This is a genomic window from Streptomyces sp. CAI-85, assembly GCF_013363615.1.
Lineage (GTDB): Bacteria > Actinomycetota > Actinomycetes > Streptomycetales > Streptomycetaceae > Streptomyces > Streptomyces antibioticus_B.
This window is the reverse complement of record NZ_JAANNX010000021.1, coordinates 79,694-96,570: the sequence shown is the minus strand read 5'-3', so window position 1 is coordinate 96,570 and position 16,877 is coordinate 79,694. Positions and strand designations below refer to the sequence as shown.

The following is a 16,877-nucleotide window of genomic DNA, read 5'->3' as shown; positions in this document are numbered from 1 at the left end:
GCTCCGGTGGCTTCTGCCTCCGGCTGGCGAGCGGTGCTGAAGGGGCTGGGTGCGGCAACTCGTCCCCTCTCAGCGCATTCGCCGGGGACATGCGGACCGGCGACAGGGAGTGATGCGATCATGCCGAACGCGAAGGAACAGGCCAGGGCCGACGCCCTGCTCGCCGACTACGGACAGACCTACGCGCGGGAAGCCGACGTGAAACTGCGCGACACACCGCAGCCGCTCTACCAGTTGCTGGTGCTCGCCCACCTCCTCAGCGCACGGATCAGGGCGTCCGTGGCCACGGACACCGCGCGCGCCCTGTTCGACGACGGAATGCGCACCCCCAAGCGCATGAGCGACGCCACTTGGCAACAGCGGGTCGACGCCCTGGGCAAGGGCCACTACCGCCGGTACGACGAACGCACCGCCACCCAGCTCGGCGAGGCCGCCGACCAGCTTCTGGAACAGTACGGCGGGGACCTGCGCAAGCTCCGAGAGGCCGCGGGCGGCGACGTGGAGGAATGCAAGCGTCTGCTGCGCGAACTACCCGGCATCGGGCCCACCGGGGCGGACATCTTCTTGCGGGAAGCCCAGGGTGTCTGGCCTGAAGCCGCACCGTACTTCGATGCCAAGGCCGTTCAGGGCGCCGAACGTCTCGGTCTCCCGAAGTCTCCCAGCGCCATCGCCCGCCTGGTGGAAGAAGACGAATACCCGGCGCTCGCGGCCGGATTGGTGCGATCCGCGCTCGACAAGCGGGTCGCGGACGACGTCATCGCGCATGCCGGCGGCTGACCCCTCGTTTGCCGTCAAGTTCACGGACTCGCGGCTGTGGCTGTACCTGGCGCTTCGGGCCTTTCGCCGAATCGAGGAAATCAATCCCTCCCCACGCGAGCGCCGCATGAAGGGCTGTCGTAGTTTCGACCGCCGGGAAGCGGGCTGGAGCTCGGCATCACCTTGGCGCCACGTCACTAGAGTGTGAGCCGATACCGAGAGCGGGAGTAGCACTGGTGAACGAGGACGAGAGCATGCGCCGTTACGGTCTTCGCCCTGTGGGCGCCGACCTCGACGACGTGCGGGAGCTTCTGAAGGACCACACGGAACGCGAGAGGCGTTCCCAGGGTGCGGGCGACACCGAGCTGATGAAGCTGTGCTGCGTCCAGTTGTTCAATGCCGGTGTCATCGACGACGTACTCCTCATCTGGAGCGCCAAAGCCGCGAGCATGGACGCCGCCTGCTCGATCGATGTCCAGTTGCTGTGCGGAGGGGGACTTACCGAGACGAAGGCGTATCTCTCCGCCCTTCGTACGCCGGAAGCGGAAGCGGCTCGTCAGCGGCTGCTCGAGTGTGAAGAGGCGGGCGACTTCGAGGACTTCTGCGTCGAGGACCGCTCGGCGCAGTACGCCGACTATTACGAGTGAGGCGGCTCGGCGCGATCCGGGCGTACTGGGGCGTCCGTTGCGGCGCGCCCTTGTCCTTGATCTGCGGTCAGCATGCTCAGTACGGCGTGTTCGAGGCGGCCGTGGGTGGCAGGCACGCCGTCGGGCCCTCGTCGCCCCGACGTCTGGCCCGCTCGCCGAGGAAGGGACCCGGTGCGCCGCACCGCGGCGGCGTTCCTGGTTGTTCACGGCCGTGCTGTTGCTCTGCCAGTGGGCCGGGCCCCGCGCAAGCCAGTAGCCGCGCCCCTGGCCTGTTCGGAGTGCGGCGGTCTGCGGATGTCGAGAAGATGGCACCGGCTCCGTCCCTGGGACATCGGCGGGTACCTCCGGCCGTACAAGGAAGAAGGAGAGACCAGCATGGCGATTCAGCGGATGGACAATGTCGGCATCGTCGTCGAGGACCTGGATGCCGCCGTCGCGTTCTTCGTGGAACTCGGTATGGAGCTGGAGGGCCGGGCGGAGATCGAGGGCGCCTTCGCCGACCAGTGCACGGGACTCGACGGTGTCCGCTGTGACATCGCGATGGTCCGGACCCCGGACGGTCACAGCCGGCTCGAGCTGGCGAAGTACCGCAACCCCGCGGTGATCAGCGACGGACGGCGCAACCGGCCGCACAACGTTCTGGGCACGCACCGCGTGATGTTCGCCGTGGACGACATCAAGGACACCGTGGCGCGGCTGCGCCCGCACGGGGCCGAACTCGTCGGCGAGATCGCCCGGTTCGAGGACAGCTATCTGCTGTGTTACCTCCGCGGGCCGGAGGGCATCATCGTCGGGCTGGCCGAGCAACTGGGCTGATCGGGAGGAACTCAAGCAGCCATCTCGTTACGACGCCGCCGTGGGCCCGCTGCGAATGGGCCAGGCGATGGCTTCCGTGACGCGATCGTGGTCAGCCCGGTCGTTCAGGGGAAGTCGCTGAGGGTGGACGACTACGACGTGGACGCGATCCTCCAGCAGGCGCTCGACCGGCTGACGGCGCTGGCCGACATCAATTCGGCGCTGGCCGGGACCCTGGAGGAGGCCGAGGGCATGCGGCGGGTCGCCCGGATCGTGGCCCGCCGCCTCGGGGACCGGTGTGCCGTCGACCTGTTGTCCGACCAGGGCGGGATCGAGCGCGTCTGTGTCACCCGCGCCGAGGCCGGTCCCTCCCCTCGCGAGGAACTGGTCACCATGCCCCCGCCGCCGGAGTCGGCCACCGGTCCCCTGGCTCGCGTGCTGCGCGGCGCCGGCCCCCTGCTGCTGACCGGCGCCGACCTCACCTCCGACGACCGTGATCCCTGGGACGCGGGACAGACCCTGCTCCTCGCGGACGCCACCAGCGCCGTCGTCGCCCCGCTGAGGGCCCGGCGGGAGGTGCTCGGCGCGCTCACCGTGAGCCGCTCGGGAGACCATCCTCCGCTCACCGAGCAGGACCTGCCGCTCATCGACGACCTGGTCCACCGCATCGGCCTGGCCGTCGAGAACGCGCGCCTGCACCACGAGACCCAGCGCATCGCCGAACGCCTCCAGCGCTCCCTGCTGCCCCAGCTCCCCCACATCGACGGCCTGACGATGGCCGCCCGCTACGCCCCCTCGCAGGCCACCGCCGAGGTCGGCGGGGACTGGTACGACAGTTTCCGGCTGCCGACCGGCCAGACCACTCTGATCATCGGGGACGTCACCGGCCACGACCTCAAGGCCGCCGTCACCATGAGTCAGCTACGCAACATGCTCCGGGGCATCGCCAGCGACCGTCAGGAGCCGCCCGAGAAGATCCTGCACCGTATGGACGTCGCCCAGCACTCCCTCTACCCCGGGACCACCGCCACCTGCATCTACGCCATCGTCCAAGGACCGGAGGGCGGCCCCTGGCAGCTCGACTACGCCACCGCCGGCCACCTCCCGCCGTTGCTGGTCACCCACGACGGCGACACCCGCTACCTCACAGGGGGCCACAGCCACATCCTGGGCGCCAGCACGGATCTGCCCAGGACCAGCGCCATCGAAGCCCTGCCCGCCCGGTCCACCCTGCTGCTCTACACGGACGGACTCATCGAACGCCGTAGCGAGTCCATCGATCGCAGTCTCACCCGCCTGCGCCAGCACGCCGCGGCCCTCGCCCGCGAGAGCCCCGACACCTTCTGCGACGAACTCCTGACGGGCCTCGCCTCCGACAGCGCCGACGACGTCGCCCTCCTCGCCCTCCGGCTCCCGTCGGCCGGCCGCCCGAAGAAGAAGACGACGACCCGAGCAGACTGAGGGATCAAATCGAGACCGGCGAAGCAGCACAGCCAGTTCCCCACGCCACCGGCACGGCGAGGATCAGCAGCGTCCCGCTCGGTGCCGGCGCCGGGATCTCGCCGCGTCGCAGGTGCATCGTCACGGCGCCGGTCATCAGGGTCAGCTTGAACAGGCCGAGAAGAGGAAGGCGGCGGCAAGAAGGGCGGCGACGGCCCACAGAACGGTGTTCAGGACCGTTCGGAGGACGAGGGCAGCGCGCTCAACTCGCCGCCGTCGGCGAACAGAACAGCCCCGTTGACGTAGGAGCTGGCCTCGCCGACGAGGAACGACACGACTTCGGCGATCTCGCGGGGATCCCCGGCGCGGCCGCGGGCGTTCGTCCCGTCCAGCATCGCTATGTGCTCGCCGAGCATGGCCTTCGTGCCCTCGGTGTGCACGGGGCCGGGTGAGACGGTGTTGACGCGCACCCCGGACCGGCCGAACTCGGTCGCCCAGTACCGGGTGAGGATCTCGGCGCCGGCTTTGGAGGCGGCGTAGGCGGCGCCGACGGGGGCGGGCATGCGGGCCGCGCTGGAGCCGACGATCACGATCGAGCCGTGTCCCCGCTCGGCCATGCCCGGCGCCAGCGCACCGACCAGCAGGAACGGTGCGCGCGTATTCACCGCGACCTGCCGGTCGAAGCTCGCGGCGTCACTCGCCGCCGTCGGGGCGAACTCGTACAGCCCCGCGCTGTTGACCAGGATGTCCACCGCTCCGGCCTCGGCGGCCAGACGCAGCGTGTCATCGGCGTCGGCGAGGTCCGCGGCGACGAAACGGGCGCTGCCGCCCTCGGCCTCGATCTCCTTGACCAGGGCCGCGCCACGGACTTGATCGCGGCCGTGCAGGACGACGTACGCACCCTGGCGGGCCAGGTTCCGGGCGACGGCCTTGCCGATGCCGGACGTCGCTCCGGTGACGAGTGCGGTACGGCCGTGCAGAGCGGTGGTGACGGCGTTCATGGGGGTCTTCCTTGCCGTGGTGCTCACGGCGCACGGTGCGGATCACGACCGGCGCCCTTCCACAAACAACTATGCACCGCAGATGTTCTGTCAGCAAGAACATCTGCCGACAAGCACATGCGGTACGATGTGCGGGTGAGCGCATCCACGTCCGAGAGCAAGAACCCGCGCGCCGAGGCGGAGCCCCTGACGCTGGACACCGACCTGGGCTGGGCGATCCGCATGGTCTCCGCGGCGTTCCGCCGTGTCGCCACCGACTCCGTCGCCGACCTGCCCGGCGGGGCCCGCGGCTACCTCGTCCTGGTCGCGCTGGCCGGGGGCAGCGAGCCGCCTTCCCAGCTCGCCCTGGCCAAGGAGGTCAGCCTCGACCGCACGGTGATGACCTACCTCCTCGACGACCTCGAAGCCCACGACCTGGTCACCCGCAAGCCCGACCCCCGCGACCGCCGCGCCCGTCAGGTCCTCATCACCGACACCGGACGCGCCCGCCTCGCAGAGGTACGCGAGAAGCTCGGCGCCGCCGAGGCGCGCCTGCTCACCGACCTCGACGCCAGGGACACCGAGCAACTGCGCACGCTGCTCGCCCGCGTCGCGCAGACCGCCCAGCGCGAGGTCATCGGCCCCGACGAGACGGAGTGCTAGGCAAGTACCCGCCAGAGCAAGGTGGTTGGACCTCGGAGGGGGACGTTCCCATGACCCGGCATGTCCGCGACGTATCGAGCAATGACGGCTCGGGTGCACCACGTGCCGCATCGAATCCCCGTACCGGGGAAGTCGGAAATGAAGTGCTCTGTCAGGAAAGGACCGAACCGTGATGATGTCCCACGTGTTTGAACGAGGTGTACTCGTCATCACGATGCACGACGACCCCGGCATCGACATGAGGGCCACCTTGCTCACCCAGATCAGCGGCCTCGTCCGCGGCTTCCGTCCGGCCTCGGTCGTGATCGTCCTCGACCAGCCGGCCCCCACCCGAGCGGCACTCAGCGTGGTCCTGCGCGCCCACCACCTGTGCAGCCGCCTCGACCTCGTGATGTCCGTGGCCACCCACAGCGCCCCCGTGCGACGCCTCCTCGCGGCCGGGGACGACACGGCAGAAGACGTCCGTCTCGTGGTCCACGCCCGCACCGACACGGCGATCGCCACGGCCACCGTGCTTGCCGCGGCGGCGTGAGGACGTCATCGAGGACGGTACCGGCAGGCTGGAATAGGCTCACCGCATGGTGCAGAGCAGCGCGGAAGACGTCGTCGGCTATCTGGCAGAGGTGCCCGAGGAGCGCAGGGACGCCCTGATCCGGTTGCGGCAACTGTGCCGAGCCGAGCTCACGGGATTCGACGAGGTCATGGCGTACGGCATGCCCACCTACCAGCGGGACGGCGCCGCGGAGATCGCCTTCGCGAGTCAGAAGCAGTACATCTCCTTCTACCTCATGCGGAGCGACGTCCGGGAGGCGTTCGAGGAACGGCTGAGCGGACGGGACATGGGCAAAGGCTGTCTGCGGTTCCGTAAGCCGGGGGACATCGACTTCGAGCTGGTGCGAGACCTGCTGAGGGCGGTCGCTGCCGCACCGGGCGCGATCTGCTGAGGCGGCAGGGATCGGTTCCGCACCAGGCACGCACGGCTGGCTAGGGCCTTTCTTTCGGATCTGGTCGGCTTTGAGCGACGGTGCGTCTCGGCGGGCCCGAGCGGGGTCTGGTGCGTGTAGCTGCAAGGCGGAGGAGGGCGGCAACGCGGAGCGTTGACAACCGACGACAACGCCGCTGGGGGTCCCCCCTCTGGGGGAGCGCGTGCCAGACCCCGCGACCCCCGGCAAGATCCGAAAGAGAGGCCCTAGGGGCGGAGCTTGCGGACATCGCGCCCCACGAACATCCGCAGCCCTTCGTCAGATCGCCAACCCGCCCGCACCAGGCCGCCGCACCATGAAGACGTCGATCGGATCCTGAGCCTCCACCGTGAAGCCATGACGCTCGTACAGCCGTCGGGCGGCGCTGCCCTGGAGGACGTTCAGGCGAACGGGTACGCCGTCGGCGTCGATCCGTTTCAGCACGGCGCGCAGCACGGCCGATCCCAGGCCCCGACCCTGAAGGTGCGGTGCGAGATAGAAGTGCTCCAGCCACCGACCGTCCTCCGCCAGCCGTACGGTCACGCAGCCCGCGAAGGCGCCGTCGGCCACGATGATCGACGTGCGGTGCGGGGAGAAGGAATCCCGCAGTCGCTGCCGGACCCGGTGCTCGTCGTACCGTCCCAATCGCTCCAGGTCCGGGCGCATCACCACCGCCCGCAACTCCGCGACCGCCTCGACATCCGCCGGTTCCGCGGGACGCAGCGCCCATTGCAGGGGACCGCCCGGACGTATGCCGTCCGTCTTCGCACTCGTCGTCATGGGCCACAGCATCTCAACAACCCATGACGGCCCCTTCACGGTACGCGCGCCGCTCAGGGCTGTGTCGTGGCGACCTTGAGGCCGAAGCCGATGAGTACGACACCCGTGATCCGGTCCATGGCCCGGCGCACGCGGGGCCTCTGGAAGAAGGCTCGGGCTTTGGCCAGGAGCATCACGTAGCCGCCGAGCCACACCGCGGTCAGCAGCGCGTGGGGGAGGACCAGCAGTGCCATACCGGCGTGCGGGGACAGGCCGGCCAGGGCCAGCGTCGGCAGCAGGCCGGTGTAGAAGACGGCGATCTTGGGGTTGAAGACGTTGCTGATCAGACCGGTCCGCCAGGGACTGCCGACGACGGGCGCGGCGGGGAGGGGGCCCGCGGTCTGTGCGTGCGGCGCCTGCGCGCCGGACAGGTCGTTGCCGTCATCCCCGGCGGCCGGACCGCGTCGGCTGTGGATCAGCGCCTGAATGCCGAGGAGGACCAAGTAGGCGGCCCCGGACAGCTTGACCAGGGTGTACGCGGTCGCGGAGGCAGCCAGAACCGCGGAGAGACCCACGACCGTGAGAACGCCCCACACCAGCAGGCCCGTGGTGATCCCGCCGACCATCCGCAGGCCGTCCCGCCATCCGGCCGAGACGGCCCGCTTCGTCACGACGGCCATGTCCGGACCGGGCACCACGGTCAGCACGGCCAGCACACCGGCGGCGGTGAGGAACTGTATGAGCATGCTCGCAGTCTCACATCCCCGGGCCGCCGGCCGCGCGAGCAGACGTTCACATTGCTCCGACAGCACGGTGGGGCGATGGCTGCGCCCCCGCCGCCCGCAGCACTTCAGCCGTGTCAGGGTGTGGACCACCGTCCGCCCACTCCAGCGGCGTCCTGCCCGTGCCCTGGTCCTCGCGGAGGTTGGGATCCGCGCCGTGTGCCAGCAACTGCCGTACCGTTTCGGTGTGTCCCCAGCAGGCGGCCGCGCAGAGCGGTGTGCCGTCGGAGCCGGGGCCGCTGCTCTCGATGTCGGGGGAAGCCCCGGCCTCCATGAGCAGCCGGGCTATCTCGGCCTCACCCTGCACCGAGGCCAGGTACAAGGGAGTTGTGCCGTCGCCGTTCCTCCGTTCCGGGCTTGCTCCCCTGTGCAACAGGGCCTTCGTGCTTCTGGCATCCCCTGTGAGGATCGCTTCGAAGAGGCGATGCGAGAGCTTCTTCTGCCGGCGTTGCTTCATGGTCCGTCAGGCTAGCGATCACGAGCCCGTCGCCTCCCGTAAGCCTCCCCCGTGTCTGATGACCGATGTGGTGAACGCGGCGGGTGCAAAACGGCGTTGGCGTGCGATGCTGGGCGCTCACTTCCGTCTCACTCCGAGTCGTACCACTCGGGCGCGATCTGACAACGTTGTCAGATCCAACGGGCCCCGCCCGTGCGTGCGTTGAACAACAACTGCTGGAGAGGTTGACGTGCCGATCAGATCCCACCCTCCCTTCGCCCACCCACCCGTGGCCCCTCCGGGACCCGCCGACCCGCGGCGCCATCCCCGTCGGCGCCCCCTGCGGGCGACCCTCGCCGCACTGCTCGCCGGGGCGCTCGGTGTCGCCGCGCTCGCGGGTGGCGGTACGGCGACCGCGGTGCCCGTCGCGGCGGCCTCGGCCGCGGGGGCCGGGGGGACGGACTACACGCGTCTCGTCGACCCGTTCGTGTCCACCGCCGGGGACGACGGCAACGATCTGCCCGGCGCGCAGGCGCCGCACGGGCTGGCGAAGGTCAACCCGCTGACCACGCCGGGCCGTAACCACACCGGGTACGACTACAACGAGGACCACATCGCGGGCTTCACGGCGACGAACCTCGACGGCGTCGGCGGTTCCGGAGGCGGTGGTGACCTGCTCGTGGTGCCGACCTCCGTGCGGTACGACAAGCGCCCCGCCCCCAGCACGTACGCGCACGCGTTCAGCCATGACGACGAGACCGCGACGCCCGGCTACTACCAGGTCGGCCTCGGGGCGATCTCCGGCACGGCGTCCTCGGTGCAGCAGGACTCCGGCACCATCCAGGCCGAGTTGGCCGCGACGACGCGCACCGCGCTCGAACGGTTCAGCTTCCCCGCCGGGTCGAACCCGCAGCTCGTGCTCGACCTCGCCAACAACTTCACCAGCCGCACCCGCTCGACGCTGAAGGCGACGACGCTCGCGGACGGGACCACCTCGATCACCGGGTTCGTCGCGGGGTCGTTCAACGGCGCCTCGTACAAGCTGTTCTACGCGGCCACCACGAACGTTCCCGTGACCTCGCTGAAGAGTTGGGGCGGCGACGGCCGGCTGAGCGACGCGACCGCGCAGGAGGGGACCGACACCGGTGCCGTCCTCGGGTTCGACCCGGCCGCCGCGGACGACATCGAACTGCGCATCACGCTCTCGCCGATCAGCGAAGACCAGGCGACGGCCGACCAGCGCAATGAGGTGGGCGGGCTCACCTTCGAGCAGGCCCGCGCGCAGACCAAGGCGGCCTGGAACAGCGCGCTCGGCGCCGTCGACGTGCGCTCCTCGGCGAAGTCCGATCCCGATTCGACGCTCACCAAGCAGTTCTACACGCACCTGTACCGCATGTACGCACTGCCGGTGAACGCCACCAGCACCAGCGGCACGTACCGCGGTGTGGACGGACGCGTGCACAAGGCCAACGGGTTCACGTACTACGACGGTTGGTCCACCTGGGACGACTTCCGCAAGTACTCGGTCGAGGCATACATCGACCCGGCCGCCTACCGGGACATGGTGCAGTCGCTCGTCGTGCTCTTCGCCGACGCGCGCGCCTCGGGCAAGAGCCTGGGCAGCCTCACCCATTCGGTGCCGACCGTGCGGTGGGAGCGTTCGGCCGTGCTCGTCGCCGACGCGCTGTCGAAGGGCTTCAAGAACTTCGACCGGCTCGACGAGGCGTACCCGGCGCTGCTGTCGTACTCCGGGTACTACACGGGCGCGCAGTTGCGGCAGGGGTACGTCAGCGGGGATCCCGGTACGACCGTGCAGCGCGGCTACGACCAGTGGGCGCTGTCCGTCATCGCCGACGCGCTCGGCAAGGAGGCGGACGCGAAGAAGCTGCGCACGCAGGCGACGATGGCGATCGACAACCTGGTGAAGCCCGGCGCCTGGACCGCCGCCGACGGCACGAAGGTGGGTCTGCTCACCCCGCGTGCGACGGGCGGGGCCTGGCAGAGCGCCGACTACGAGAAGTTCGAGGCGGCCGGCCTCTATCAGGGCACGCTCTGGCAGTACCACTGGTACGACGCCTACGACATGGGCGGGCTCATCAAGGCCATGGGCGGCGCGAAGGCCGGAAAGGCCGCGGTCAGGCATCTGTTCGGCGAGGACTCCGGCGCCGACGACGGCTCCGCCATGCTGCATTCCAACGCGAACGAGATCGACCTTCACGCCCCGTACCTGTTCAACTACACGGGTGAGCCGAGCCTGACGCAGAAGTGGGTGCGCGCCATCTACACCGGCACGACCTGGAACCGCTACATCGCGACGGGCTCGACCAACGAAGCCCCCAGTTCCGGCGGCGAGTTCAGGCCGCCGATCAAGACCAAGGTCTACAAGCTCGCGCCGGACGGCTTCCTGCCGACCATGGACAACGACGCCGGCACCATGTCGACCATGTTCGTCGCCGCCGCCCTGGGGCTGTTCCCGGTGACCGCCGGTTCGAGCCAGTTCCAGATCGGCAGCCCGTTCTTCGACTCCACGACGATCACCTACGCCAACGGCGCGCGGTTCACGGTGAGGGCCGACGGGGTGTCGCCGAGCAGCTACTACGTGCAGAGTGCGACCCTCAACGGCAAGCGGTTCGGCAACACTTGGCTCGACTACGCGCAGATCGTCTCGGGCGGAACCCTCGACTTCACCATGGGTTCCAAGCCTTCGCAGTGGGGCACGCACACCGAGCCCGCCTACTCGCTCGACACCCACGGGGGCGACACGGGCGGCGGCGCGGGAACGGGCAAGGGCGACACCGTCGTCTCCGCCCGCCCGACTGCCGTCGGCACCACCGAGGACGGCACCCTCGACGGCGGCGTGCAGCTCACCCTGTCCGGCCCGGCGTCCTTCGCCGCCCGCAAGGGCACCAGCCTGACGAAGACGGGAGCGGCGACCGTGACCGGCCTGCCCGGCGGAGTCAGGGCGGACCTGCGCGTCACGGGCTCGCGTGCGGCGACGCTGTCGCTCACCGGCACCGCACAGGTCGACGCGCGCATCGGCATCACGTTCGCCGACACGGCCTTCGCCCACGGCACACCGGCCTCGACCGTGCGCGGCACCGGGGTGTCCCCGACCGACCCGCTCCTCGTCTCCGCCGCCGCGGTGCACCGCAAGTCGCTGCGCGCGCTGGTCGACCAGGCGTCCCTGGTGCGCAGCGGCAACTACTCCGACGGTTCATGGACGTTGTTCCGCTCGGCGCTCGAACGCGCGCGCACCGCCCTCGCGGACAGCGCGTCGGCGACGGGCACGCTGATGGCCGCGCAGGACGCGCTGGAGTCCGCCGTCGACACGCTCACCATCGACGAGGGCGGGTACGCCGTCCTCCAGGCCGAGTCCCCCGACGAGATGGAAGGCCCCCGCCTCACCAAGGAGAAGAACAACTCCGACGGCAACCTCGGTGGTGTCACCGAGGGAGCGTGGGAGCGGTACAGCAAGCTGGACTTCGGCGGGGTCGCCCCGCGCTCTGTCTCGGTGCGTTACGCCAACTCGCAGGCCACGACGGCGAAGCCGAGCAGCGTCGACATCCACGCCGGCGCCGCGGACGGGCCCGTCGTCGCCACCGTGCAGCTTCCCGGAACGGGCGGCTGGCAGTACTACAGTACGGTGCAGGCGGCCGTCACCGACCCGGACGCCCTGCTGCGCGCTTCCAGTGCGACGTTCGTGTTCCACGCGCCGGCCGGGCAGCAGTGGGTGTCGAACTTCGACTGGTACCAGTTCTCGCCGTACGAGGTCTCCTCCTCCCCCGCCACCACGCTCGCCACGCTGACCGCGGTCAACAGCACGACGACCGGAGGCGGTTCGTCTCCGCTCAACCTCTCGAACGGCATCTTCGAGAACGTCACGAACGGCGCGTGGGCCGAGTGGAAGGACACCGATCTCCGCAACGGCGCCGACACCGTCACCGTCCGCTATGACAAGCCCCAGTCGCGCGCGGCCTCGGACTCGCACATCGAGCTGCGCCTCGGCTCGCGGGACGGCCCGAAGACCGTCACCGTCCCCCTCGACTACACCGGGTCCGGCTGGGGCACCATCGCCACCACCAGCGTGGACCTCGACCCGGGCGTCTTCACCGGCGTCCAGGACGTGTACGCCACCTTCGTCTCCGGCACCCACTCGTCCGCGCAGCCCTATGTGGGCAACATCTACGCGCTGACGCTCACTCAGGACGCCGACGCACCGGCGGGCTTCGACGCCACCGCGTTCCGCTCCCACAGCGGAGGCGGCCTCAAGAGCGAGCCGGTCGGCTGGAGCGGCGCGGGTTCCACCACCAACCTCGGCGGCACCTACGACGGGGCCTGGCTCGACTACGGGGACATCGACTTCGGCGGTTCCCCGAAGAACACCGTGACCCTCACCTACGTCAACAACTCGGCGCGCTGCGGAACCGGTTCGGCCGTCCAGCTCTACCTGGACTCCTTCGACCCGGCCCGTCCGGGGACGCCGTACGCGACCGTCCCGCTGCCGGTGACCGGGTCCGCGTGGTCGTCCGGAGGGACGACGAGCCTCACCTTGCCCACGGCGATCACGGGCAGGCACTCCGTCCATCTGCGGCTGACGACGACGCCGGACTCCTCGCACCCCTACGTCGCGAATCTGGGCCGCATCACCTTCGCCCACGTGGCGGCGCCCGCCGTCACGGACAAGTCCGCCCTGCGCAAGGCGATCGAGCGGTACGAGGGGCTCTCCGCCGACGCGGCGCGCTACACCACCATCGACTTCGGTGTGTTCCGGCGCGAACTCGGCGCCGCCCGCACCCTCGTGGACGCCGACGGCGCGAGCCAGCTCGAGGTCGACAACCAGACCCGCAGCCTGACCTTCGCCGCCCAGCAGTTGGTCCCGCTGCCGAGGCTGCGCCTGGAGAACCTGGTCACGACCGCCTCGCTCATCGACAACTCCCGCTACACGGAAGCGTCGAGGAAGACGTTCACCAGGGCCCTCGCCGAGGCGAAGACCGCGGTGGCGGACGACTCGGCGTCGGACGCGACCCTGACGGCTCGTCATGACGCACTCCAACGCGCCCTGTCCACGCTCATCACCAAGCCCAAGTCGGTTCCGGCCGCGCCCGACGCGGTGTCGGCGACCTCGGCGGGCACGAGCGTGACCGTCGCCTGGTCCGCGCCCAAGGACACCGGTGGCTCGGCGATCACCGGGTACAAGGTCACCCTGGACGACGGCCATCAGGTCGAGATCCGGGATCCCGACAGCCGCGGCACGACGTTCACCCGGCTGCCGTCCGGCAAGCCGTACACGGCACGCGTCCGCGCGGTGAACGCCGTCGGCACCTCGCGGCCGAGCGCGCCCACGGCACCCGTGGTGACCGGCGGCGCCAAGCCGCAGAAGCCGGCCGTCACGGGTGTGTTCACCGACGGCAAGCTGGTCCGCGTGGACTGGCGGCCGGCCGGTGACGGCGGCTTCCCGGTCATCGGCTACACCGTGGCCCTCGGCGACGGAACCACCACACACGTCTCCGCCACGACCCACACGGCCGTGCTCACGACGAAGGGCAGGGCGAAGGCGCACACGGCGACGGTCACCGCCGTCACTCTGGCCGGAACCTCGGACGACACCGCTGAGCCCACGGCAGAAAGCACCGCTTCCGACCCCTCCTACGAACCGTCCCCCTTCCCCGACGACGTCCTCAACGCGACCTACGCCTCGGACAAGTGGCCCGGATCCGGCGACGGCACCGACTACTTCACCGGCCTGCTCAGCGGCTTCACCGACCTCGGCTCCGGCATCCTCGGCGCCAACAGCAAGCAGCCCCAGGGCACTTCGCCGACCGCGGAGAACGACCGGATCGCCGTGCGCATCAACAACGCGGCGACGCAGAAGGAGGTCGACCGGGCCGACGTCGACGCGACGAACAGCTCCACCGTCACCATGGCCGACGGCCTCGGCTCCCGCCTCGGCCCGCTCTACGGCGAGGCCCTGAGGAACGGCCAACTGCCCAAGACCAGCGCCCTGTTCTCCCGCGTCACGAAGAACCTCGACAAGGGTGACGCGGCGAAGAACCGCTTCGGTTATCTGCGCCCGTACGTGCGGCTCGGGTTCGTCGGCGACGGCGGCCAGGTCTACGAGTCGCAGAACGGCTCGTACGGCGGTCTCGCGACCAGCGGCTCCTACCCGAGCGGGCACACCTACGGCGGTTACGAGGCCGGTACGATCCTCGCCACGCTCCTGCCCGAGCTGGCGCCGTCGATCCTCGCGCGCACCTCGGAGTACGGGGACAACCGTGTCGTCCTCGGGTTCCACTACCCGCTGGACGTCATGGGCGGCCGGATCTCGGCGCAGGCGACCGTCGCGCACCGGTGGGCGGACCCCGAGTTCGCTGACCTGCTGAAGCAGGCCCACACGGAGATCGAGAGCGTGCTGCTCGCGCGGTGCGAGGAGGAGGGGTACGGCAGCACGCTCACGGACTGCGAGGGCGAGTCCTACGCCGGCTTGAGCAGGGCGCAGAGCGTCGACCTGTACACCCGGCGTCTGACCTACGGCTTCTCGCAGGCCGGCAAGGCCGGGCAGGCTCTGCGGGCGCCGTCCGACGCGGCGGCCCTGCTGATCACGGCCTTCCCGGACCTCACCGCCGAGCAGCGCACGCAGGTTCTGGAGCAGACCGCGACGGACTCCGGCTATCCCCTCGACCTCACCGCGGCGGGCGAGGCGAGCTGGCAGCGGATCAACCTGGCGGCGGCGATGTCGGCGACGGTGGCCGTGGGCGCCGACGGTTCGGTCACGGTGACGAACTTCGCGGACGCCACCAAGGCCAGTGTCGCCGACGCCTCGGCGATCACCGTGGGAGGTGTGGCGATCGACGGGTTCGACCCGGGCGTGTCCACGTACGTCGTCGACTGGCCGAAGAACAAGAGGATCCCGGCCGTCTCCGCCGTACCGGCCCAGCCCGGCGCCCGGGTGAAGGTCACCGACGGCAGCTCGGTCCTGTCGCCGAACGGCTCCCGGCTCACCACCCGCACCATCAAGGTGACGTCGGCCAACGGTTCGTTCACCCGCACGTACGCGATCGGGTTCCGTCCGACGAGCGGCGATCATCAGCCGTCCTCGACCGGAGGCCATGGTCTCTGGTCGCCGGCGTCGGAGTGGGAGGAGCCGCTCGTGAAGTAGCGTCGCCGGCCCTGCGGTTGAACCACGGTGGTTCAACCACAGGCCGTGGCCTCCGCCTACGAGTGCTCACCGAACGCCTGCTCGGCCTCCTGGTAGCGCTCCGCCAGGAGCGGGTCCATGAGCGTGGAGCCCGGTCCGTAGAACTTGCCGAATTTCTCCCGGTACTTGGCGAACCAGTGCGGCCGGTCGGACAGGAAGAAGACGTCGTGCAGGGCGATGGCGCGGATGGCGAGGAGGGGCACGGGCGCCCGGCTCACCGCGAAGCGCGGGTTGCGGGCGGCCGTCACCTCGCAGTTCTCGTGGAACTGGCCGATCATGAGGCCCCGTTCCACGAAGTCGTCCTTCACCCGGGCCTGGGCCTGGTCGAGCAGTGCCGTGTCCTCGCTGCGGAGATCGGGGAGGACGACCGCCATGGCCTGGAGCATGGGGTTCCTGCCCTGCCAGGTCGTCAGCTCGTACTCCCGCAGGCTGCTGCGGGCGATCTCCTCCACCAGCTCGCGGCTCGGCGCCGGACCGACGAGCCGCAGCCGGATCTCCATGGTCCGGTTCTTGCGGGAGGGTGACACGAACGGGCAGATGGGCCCCGTGCGGCCGATCTCCGGGTGGGACGCGGAGATGTACTCGGTCAGCCAGGTGTCGACCGTGTCCAGCGCGGAGGCGAGGTCGACGGCGGCCGCGGTGGACGACGTCATGGCGTACCCGTCAGGTCGGCGACCCGGTCCACGGCCGTGCGGGCGAGCCGGTGGATCTCCCGCTCGTCCGGGATCCGCGTGTTGACGAAGGTCAGGACGTCGTCCTTCGCGACGATCGCCCAGGCGGTCTCGATGCGGAAGTGGTCGACGGTGGACAGCCAGCGCACCACGAATCCGCCGTCGCCCAGCTCGATCGGCGCCAAGTCCACTCTGCTGATGTCGAGTTGGACGCCGTCGTTCAGTTCCATCCGGTACCGCTCGCAGACGCGCACCGCGTCGTGGAGCTGCTGGTACACCTGCCGGCAGGCGCCGTTGCCGAACTGGGCGACATGGTGGAAGACGACGGACCCGACGACGTTCGTGAACAGCGCGGAGGCGTGGTGTGTAGTGTCGGGGTGCGTGCCGTGCGTGAGCATGTTCGTCAGGTCCACGATGGCCCGCCCCGACTCGTCGCCGGAGACGTACGCCGGATCGTAGGCGGCGCTCGGTTCCTCGCCGAAGAACGACTCCTCCAGATCCTCCTCCCTCAACAGCAGTTGCCGAAAAGCGGCGTCGTCCATCGCGGTCTCCTATCGGCGCGCCAGGCTCAGCGGGCGCATGTCGGTCCAGTGCTTCTCGACGTGGGCGAGACAGGTCTGCCGGTCGCTCTCGCCGAGCGCGACGGTCCAGCCGGCGGGCACTTCGGCGAACGAGGGCCAGAGCGAGTGCTGGCCCTCGTCGTTGACGAGCACGAGGAACGTTCCGTCGGGGTTCTCGAAGGGGTTGCTCATCCTTGCTCCCTGCGTGAGGCGGTCGGGTCGGGTCGGGAA

The 16,877-nt window shown here is 70.0% G+C and carries 16 protein-coding genes; 8 read left to right on the top strand and 8 right to left on the bottom strand.

The window, feature by feature from the left end; translation table 11 throughout:
• Window positions 1-120: 120 nt before the first annotated feature.
• From G6W55_RS22595 to G6W55_RS22580, 4 genes are all read left to right on the top strand, one after another.
• Window positions 121-777: an endonuclease gene (locus tag G6W55_RS22595; RefSeq protein WP_175522647.1), complete on the top strand. Its 657-nt coding sequence runs from the start codon at window positions 121-123 to the stop codon at window positions 775-777.
• 215 nt (window positions 778-992) lie between these two features.
• Complete coding sequence (locus G6W55_RS22590) at window positions 993-1,403, top strand: hypothetical protein (protein ID WP_175522646.1); 411 nt, start codon at window positions 993-995, stop codon at window positions 1,401-1,403.
• 375 nt (window positions 1,404-1,778) lie between these two features.
• The gene (locus tag G6W55_RS22585; protein WP_175522645.1) at window positions 1,779-2,219 is read left to right on the top strand and encodes a VOC family protein; all 441 of its coding nucleotides are present in this window, start codon (window positions 1,779-1,781) and stop codon (window positions 2,217-2,219) included.
• Window positions 2,220-2,342: 123 nt separating this feature from the next.
• A complete protein-coding gene (locus G6W55_RS22580; protein WP_175522644.1) occupies window positions 2,343-3,659 on the top strand; it encodes a PP2C family protein-serine/threonine phosphatase in 1,317 nt (438 codons plus the stop codon).
• A gap of 4 nt (window positions 3,660-3,663) precedes the next feature.
• Here G6W55_RS22580 and G6W55_RS39305 read toward each other — a convergent pair whose 3' ends face one another.
• Together G6W55_RS39305 and G6W55_RS22575 are read right to left on the bottom strand one after the other, a co-directional pair.
• Window positions 3,664-3,795: a hypothetical protein gene (locus G6W55_RS39305; protein ID WP_303049930.1), complete on the bottom strand. Its 132-nt coding sequence runs from the start codon at window positions 3,793-3,795 to the stop codon at window positions 3,664-3,666.
• 73 nt (window positions 3,796-3,868) lie between these two features.
• Window positions 3,869-4,639: an SDR family NAD(P)-dependent oxidoreductase gene (locus G6W55_RS22575; protein WP_175522643.1), complete on the bottom strand. Its 771-nt coding sequence runs from the start codon at window positions 4,637-4,639 to the stop codon at window positions 3,869-3,871.
• 135 nt (window positions 4,640-4,774) lie between these two features.
• On the opposite strand from G6W55_RS22575, the gene G6W55_RS22570 reads away from it, so the two are divergent.
• The 3 genes from G6W55_RS22570 (at window position 4,775) to G6W55_RS22560 (ending at window position 6,225) form a co-directional block, all read left to right on the top strand.
• Window positions 4,775-5,281, top strand: a complete 507-nt coding sequence (locus G6W55_RS22570) for a MarR family transcriptional regulator (RefSeq protein ID WP_309243785.1) — start codon at window positions 4,775-4,777, stop codon at window positions 5,279-5,281.
• Window positions 5,282-5,456: 175 nt separating this feature from the next.
• Window positions 5,457-5,813 (top strand): hypothetical protein, encoded by a 357-nt coding sequence (locus G6W55_RS22565; protein WP_254876376.1) that lies wholly within the window; start codon window positions 5,457-5,459, stop codon window positions 5,811-5,813.
• A gap of 46 nt (window positions 5,814-5,859) precedes the next feature.
• Window positions 5,860-6,225: an iron chaperone gene (locus tag G6W55_RS22560; RefSeq protein ID WP_175522640.1), complete on the top strand. Its 366-nt coding sequence runs from the start codon at window positions 5,860-5,862 to the stop codon at window positions 6,223-6,225.
• A gap of 297 nt (window positions 6,226-6,522) precedes the next feature.
• Here the strand turns inward: G6W55_RS22560 and G6W55_RS22555 are convergent, their stop codons facing one another.
• Genes G6W55_RS22555 through G6W55_RS22545 form a run of 3 tightly spaced genes read right to left on the bottom strand, consistent with a single transcriptional unit; the run spans window position 6,523 to window position 8,241 of the window.
• The gene (locus G6W55_RS22555; protein ID WP_175522639.1) at window positions 6,523-7,023 is read right to left on the bottom strand and encodes a GNAT family N-acetyltransferase; all 501 of its coding nucleotides are present in this window, start codon (window positions 7,021-7,023) and stop codon (window positions 6,523-6,525) included.
• A gap of 53 nt (window positions 7,024-7,076) precedes the next feature.
• Window positions 7,077-7,748 carry a LysE family translocator gene (locus tag G6W55_RS22550; protein ID WP_175522638.1) on the bottom strand — a complete coding sequence of 224 codons (672 nt, stop codon included), beginning with the start codon at window positions 7,746-7,748 and terminating at the stop codon, window positions 7,077-7,079.
• 46 nt (window positions 7,749-7,794) lie between these two features.
• Window positions 7,795-8,241 carry an ankyrin repeat domain-containing protein gene (locus G6W55_RS22545; RefSeq protein WP_175522637.1) on the bottom strand — a complete coding sequence of 149 codons (447 nt, stop codon included), beginning with the start codon at window positions 8,239-8,241 and terminating at the stop codon, window positions 7,795-7,797.
• Window positions 8,242-8,509: 268 nt separating this feature from the next.
• Here G6W55_RS22545 and G6W55_RS22540 point away from each other — a divergent pair, with 268 nt between their 5' ends.
• Entirely contained in the window at window positions 8,510-15,376 is a 6,867-nt protein-coding gene (locus tag G6W55_RS22540) for a glycoside hydrolase domain-containing protein (RefSeq protein WP_309243784.1), read from the top strand.
• A 56-nt stretch (window positions 15,377-15,432) separates the two neighbouring features.
• On the opposite strand, the gene G6W55_RS22535 is transcribed toward G6W55_RS22540, so the two are convergent.
• Genes G6W55_RS22535 through G6W55_RS22525 form a run of 3 tightly spaced genes read right to left on the bottom strand, consistent with a single transcriptional unit; the run spans window position 15,433 to window position 16,838 of the window.
• Window positions 15,433-16,068, bottom strand: a complete 636-nt coding sequence (locus G6W55_RS22535; RefSeq protein ID WP_175522636.1) for a DUF6875 domain-containing protein — start codon at window positions 16,066-16,068, stop codon at window positions 15,433-15,435.
• The gene (locus G6W55_RS22530) at window positions 16,065-16,628 is read right to left on the bottom strand and encodes a hypothetical protein (RefSeq protein WP_175522635.1); all 564 of its coding nucleotides are present in this window, start codon (window positions 16,626-16,628) and stop codon (window positions 16,065-16,067) included. The genes G6W55_RS22535 and G6W55_RS22530 overlap by 4 nt, the downstream gene beginning before the upstream one ends.
• Before the next feature lie 9 nt (window positions 16,629-16,637).
• On the bottom strand, window positions 16,638-16,838 hold the full coding sequence (locus G6W55_RS22525) for an MbtH family protein (RefSeq protein ID WP_175522634.1): 201 nt from the start codon (window positions 16,836-16,838) through the stop codon (window positions 16,638-16,640).
• Window positions 16,839-16,877: the final 39 nt, after the last annotated feature.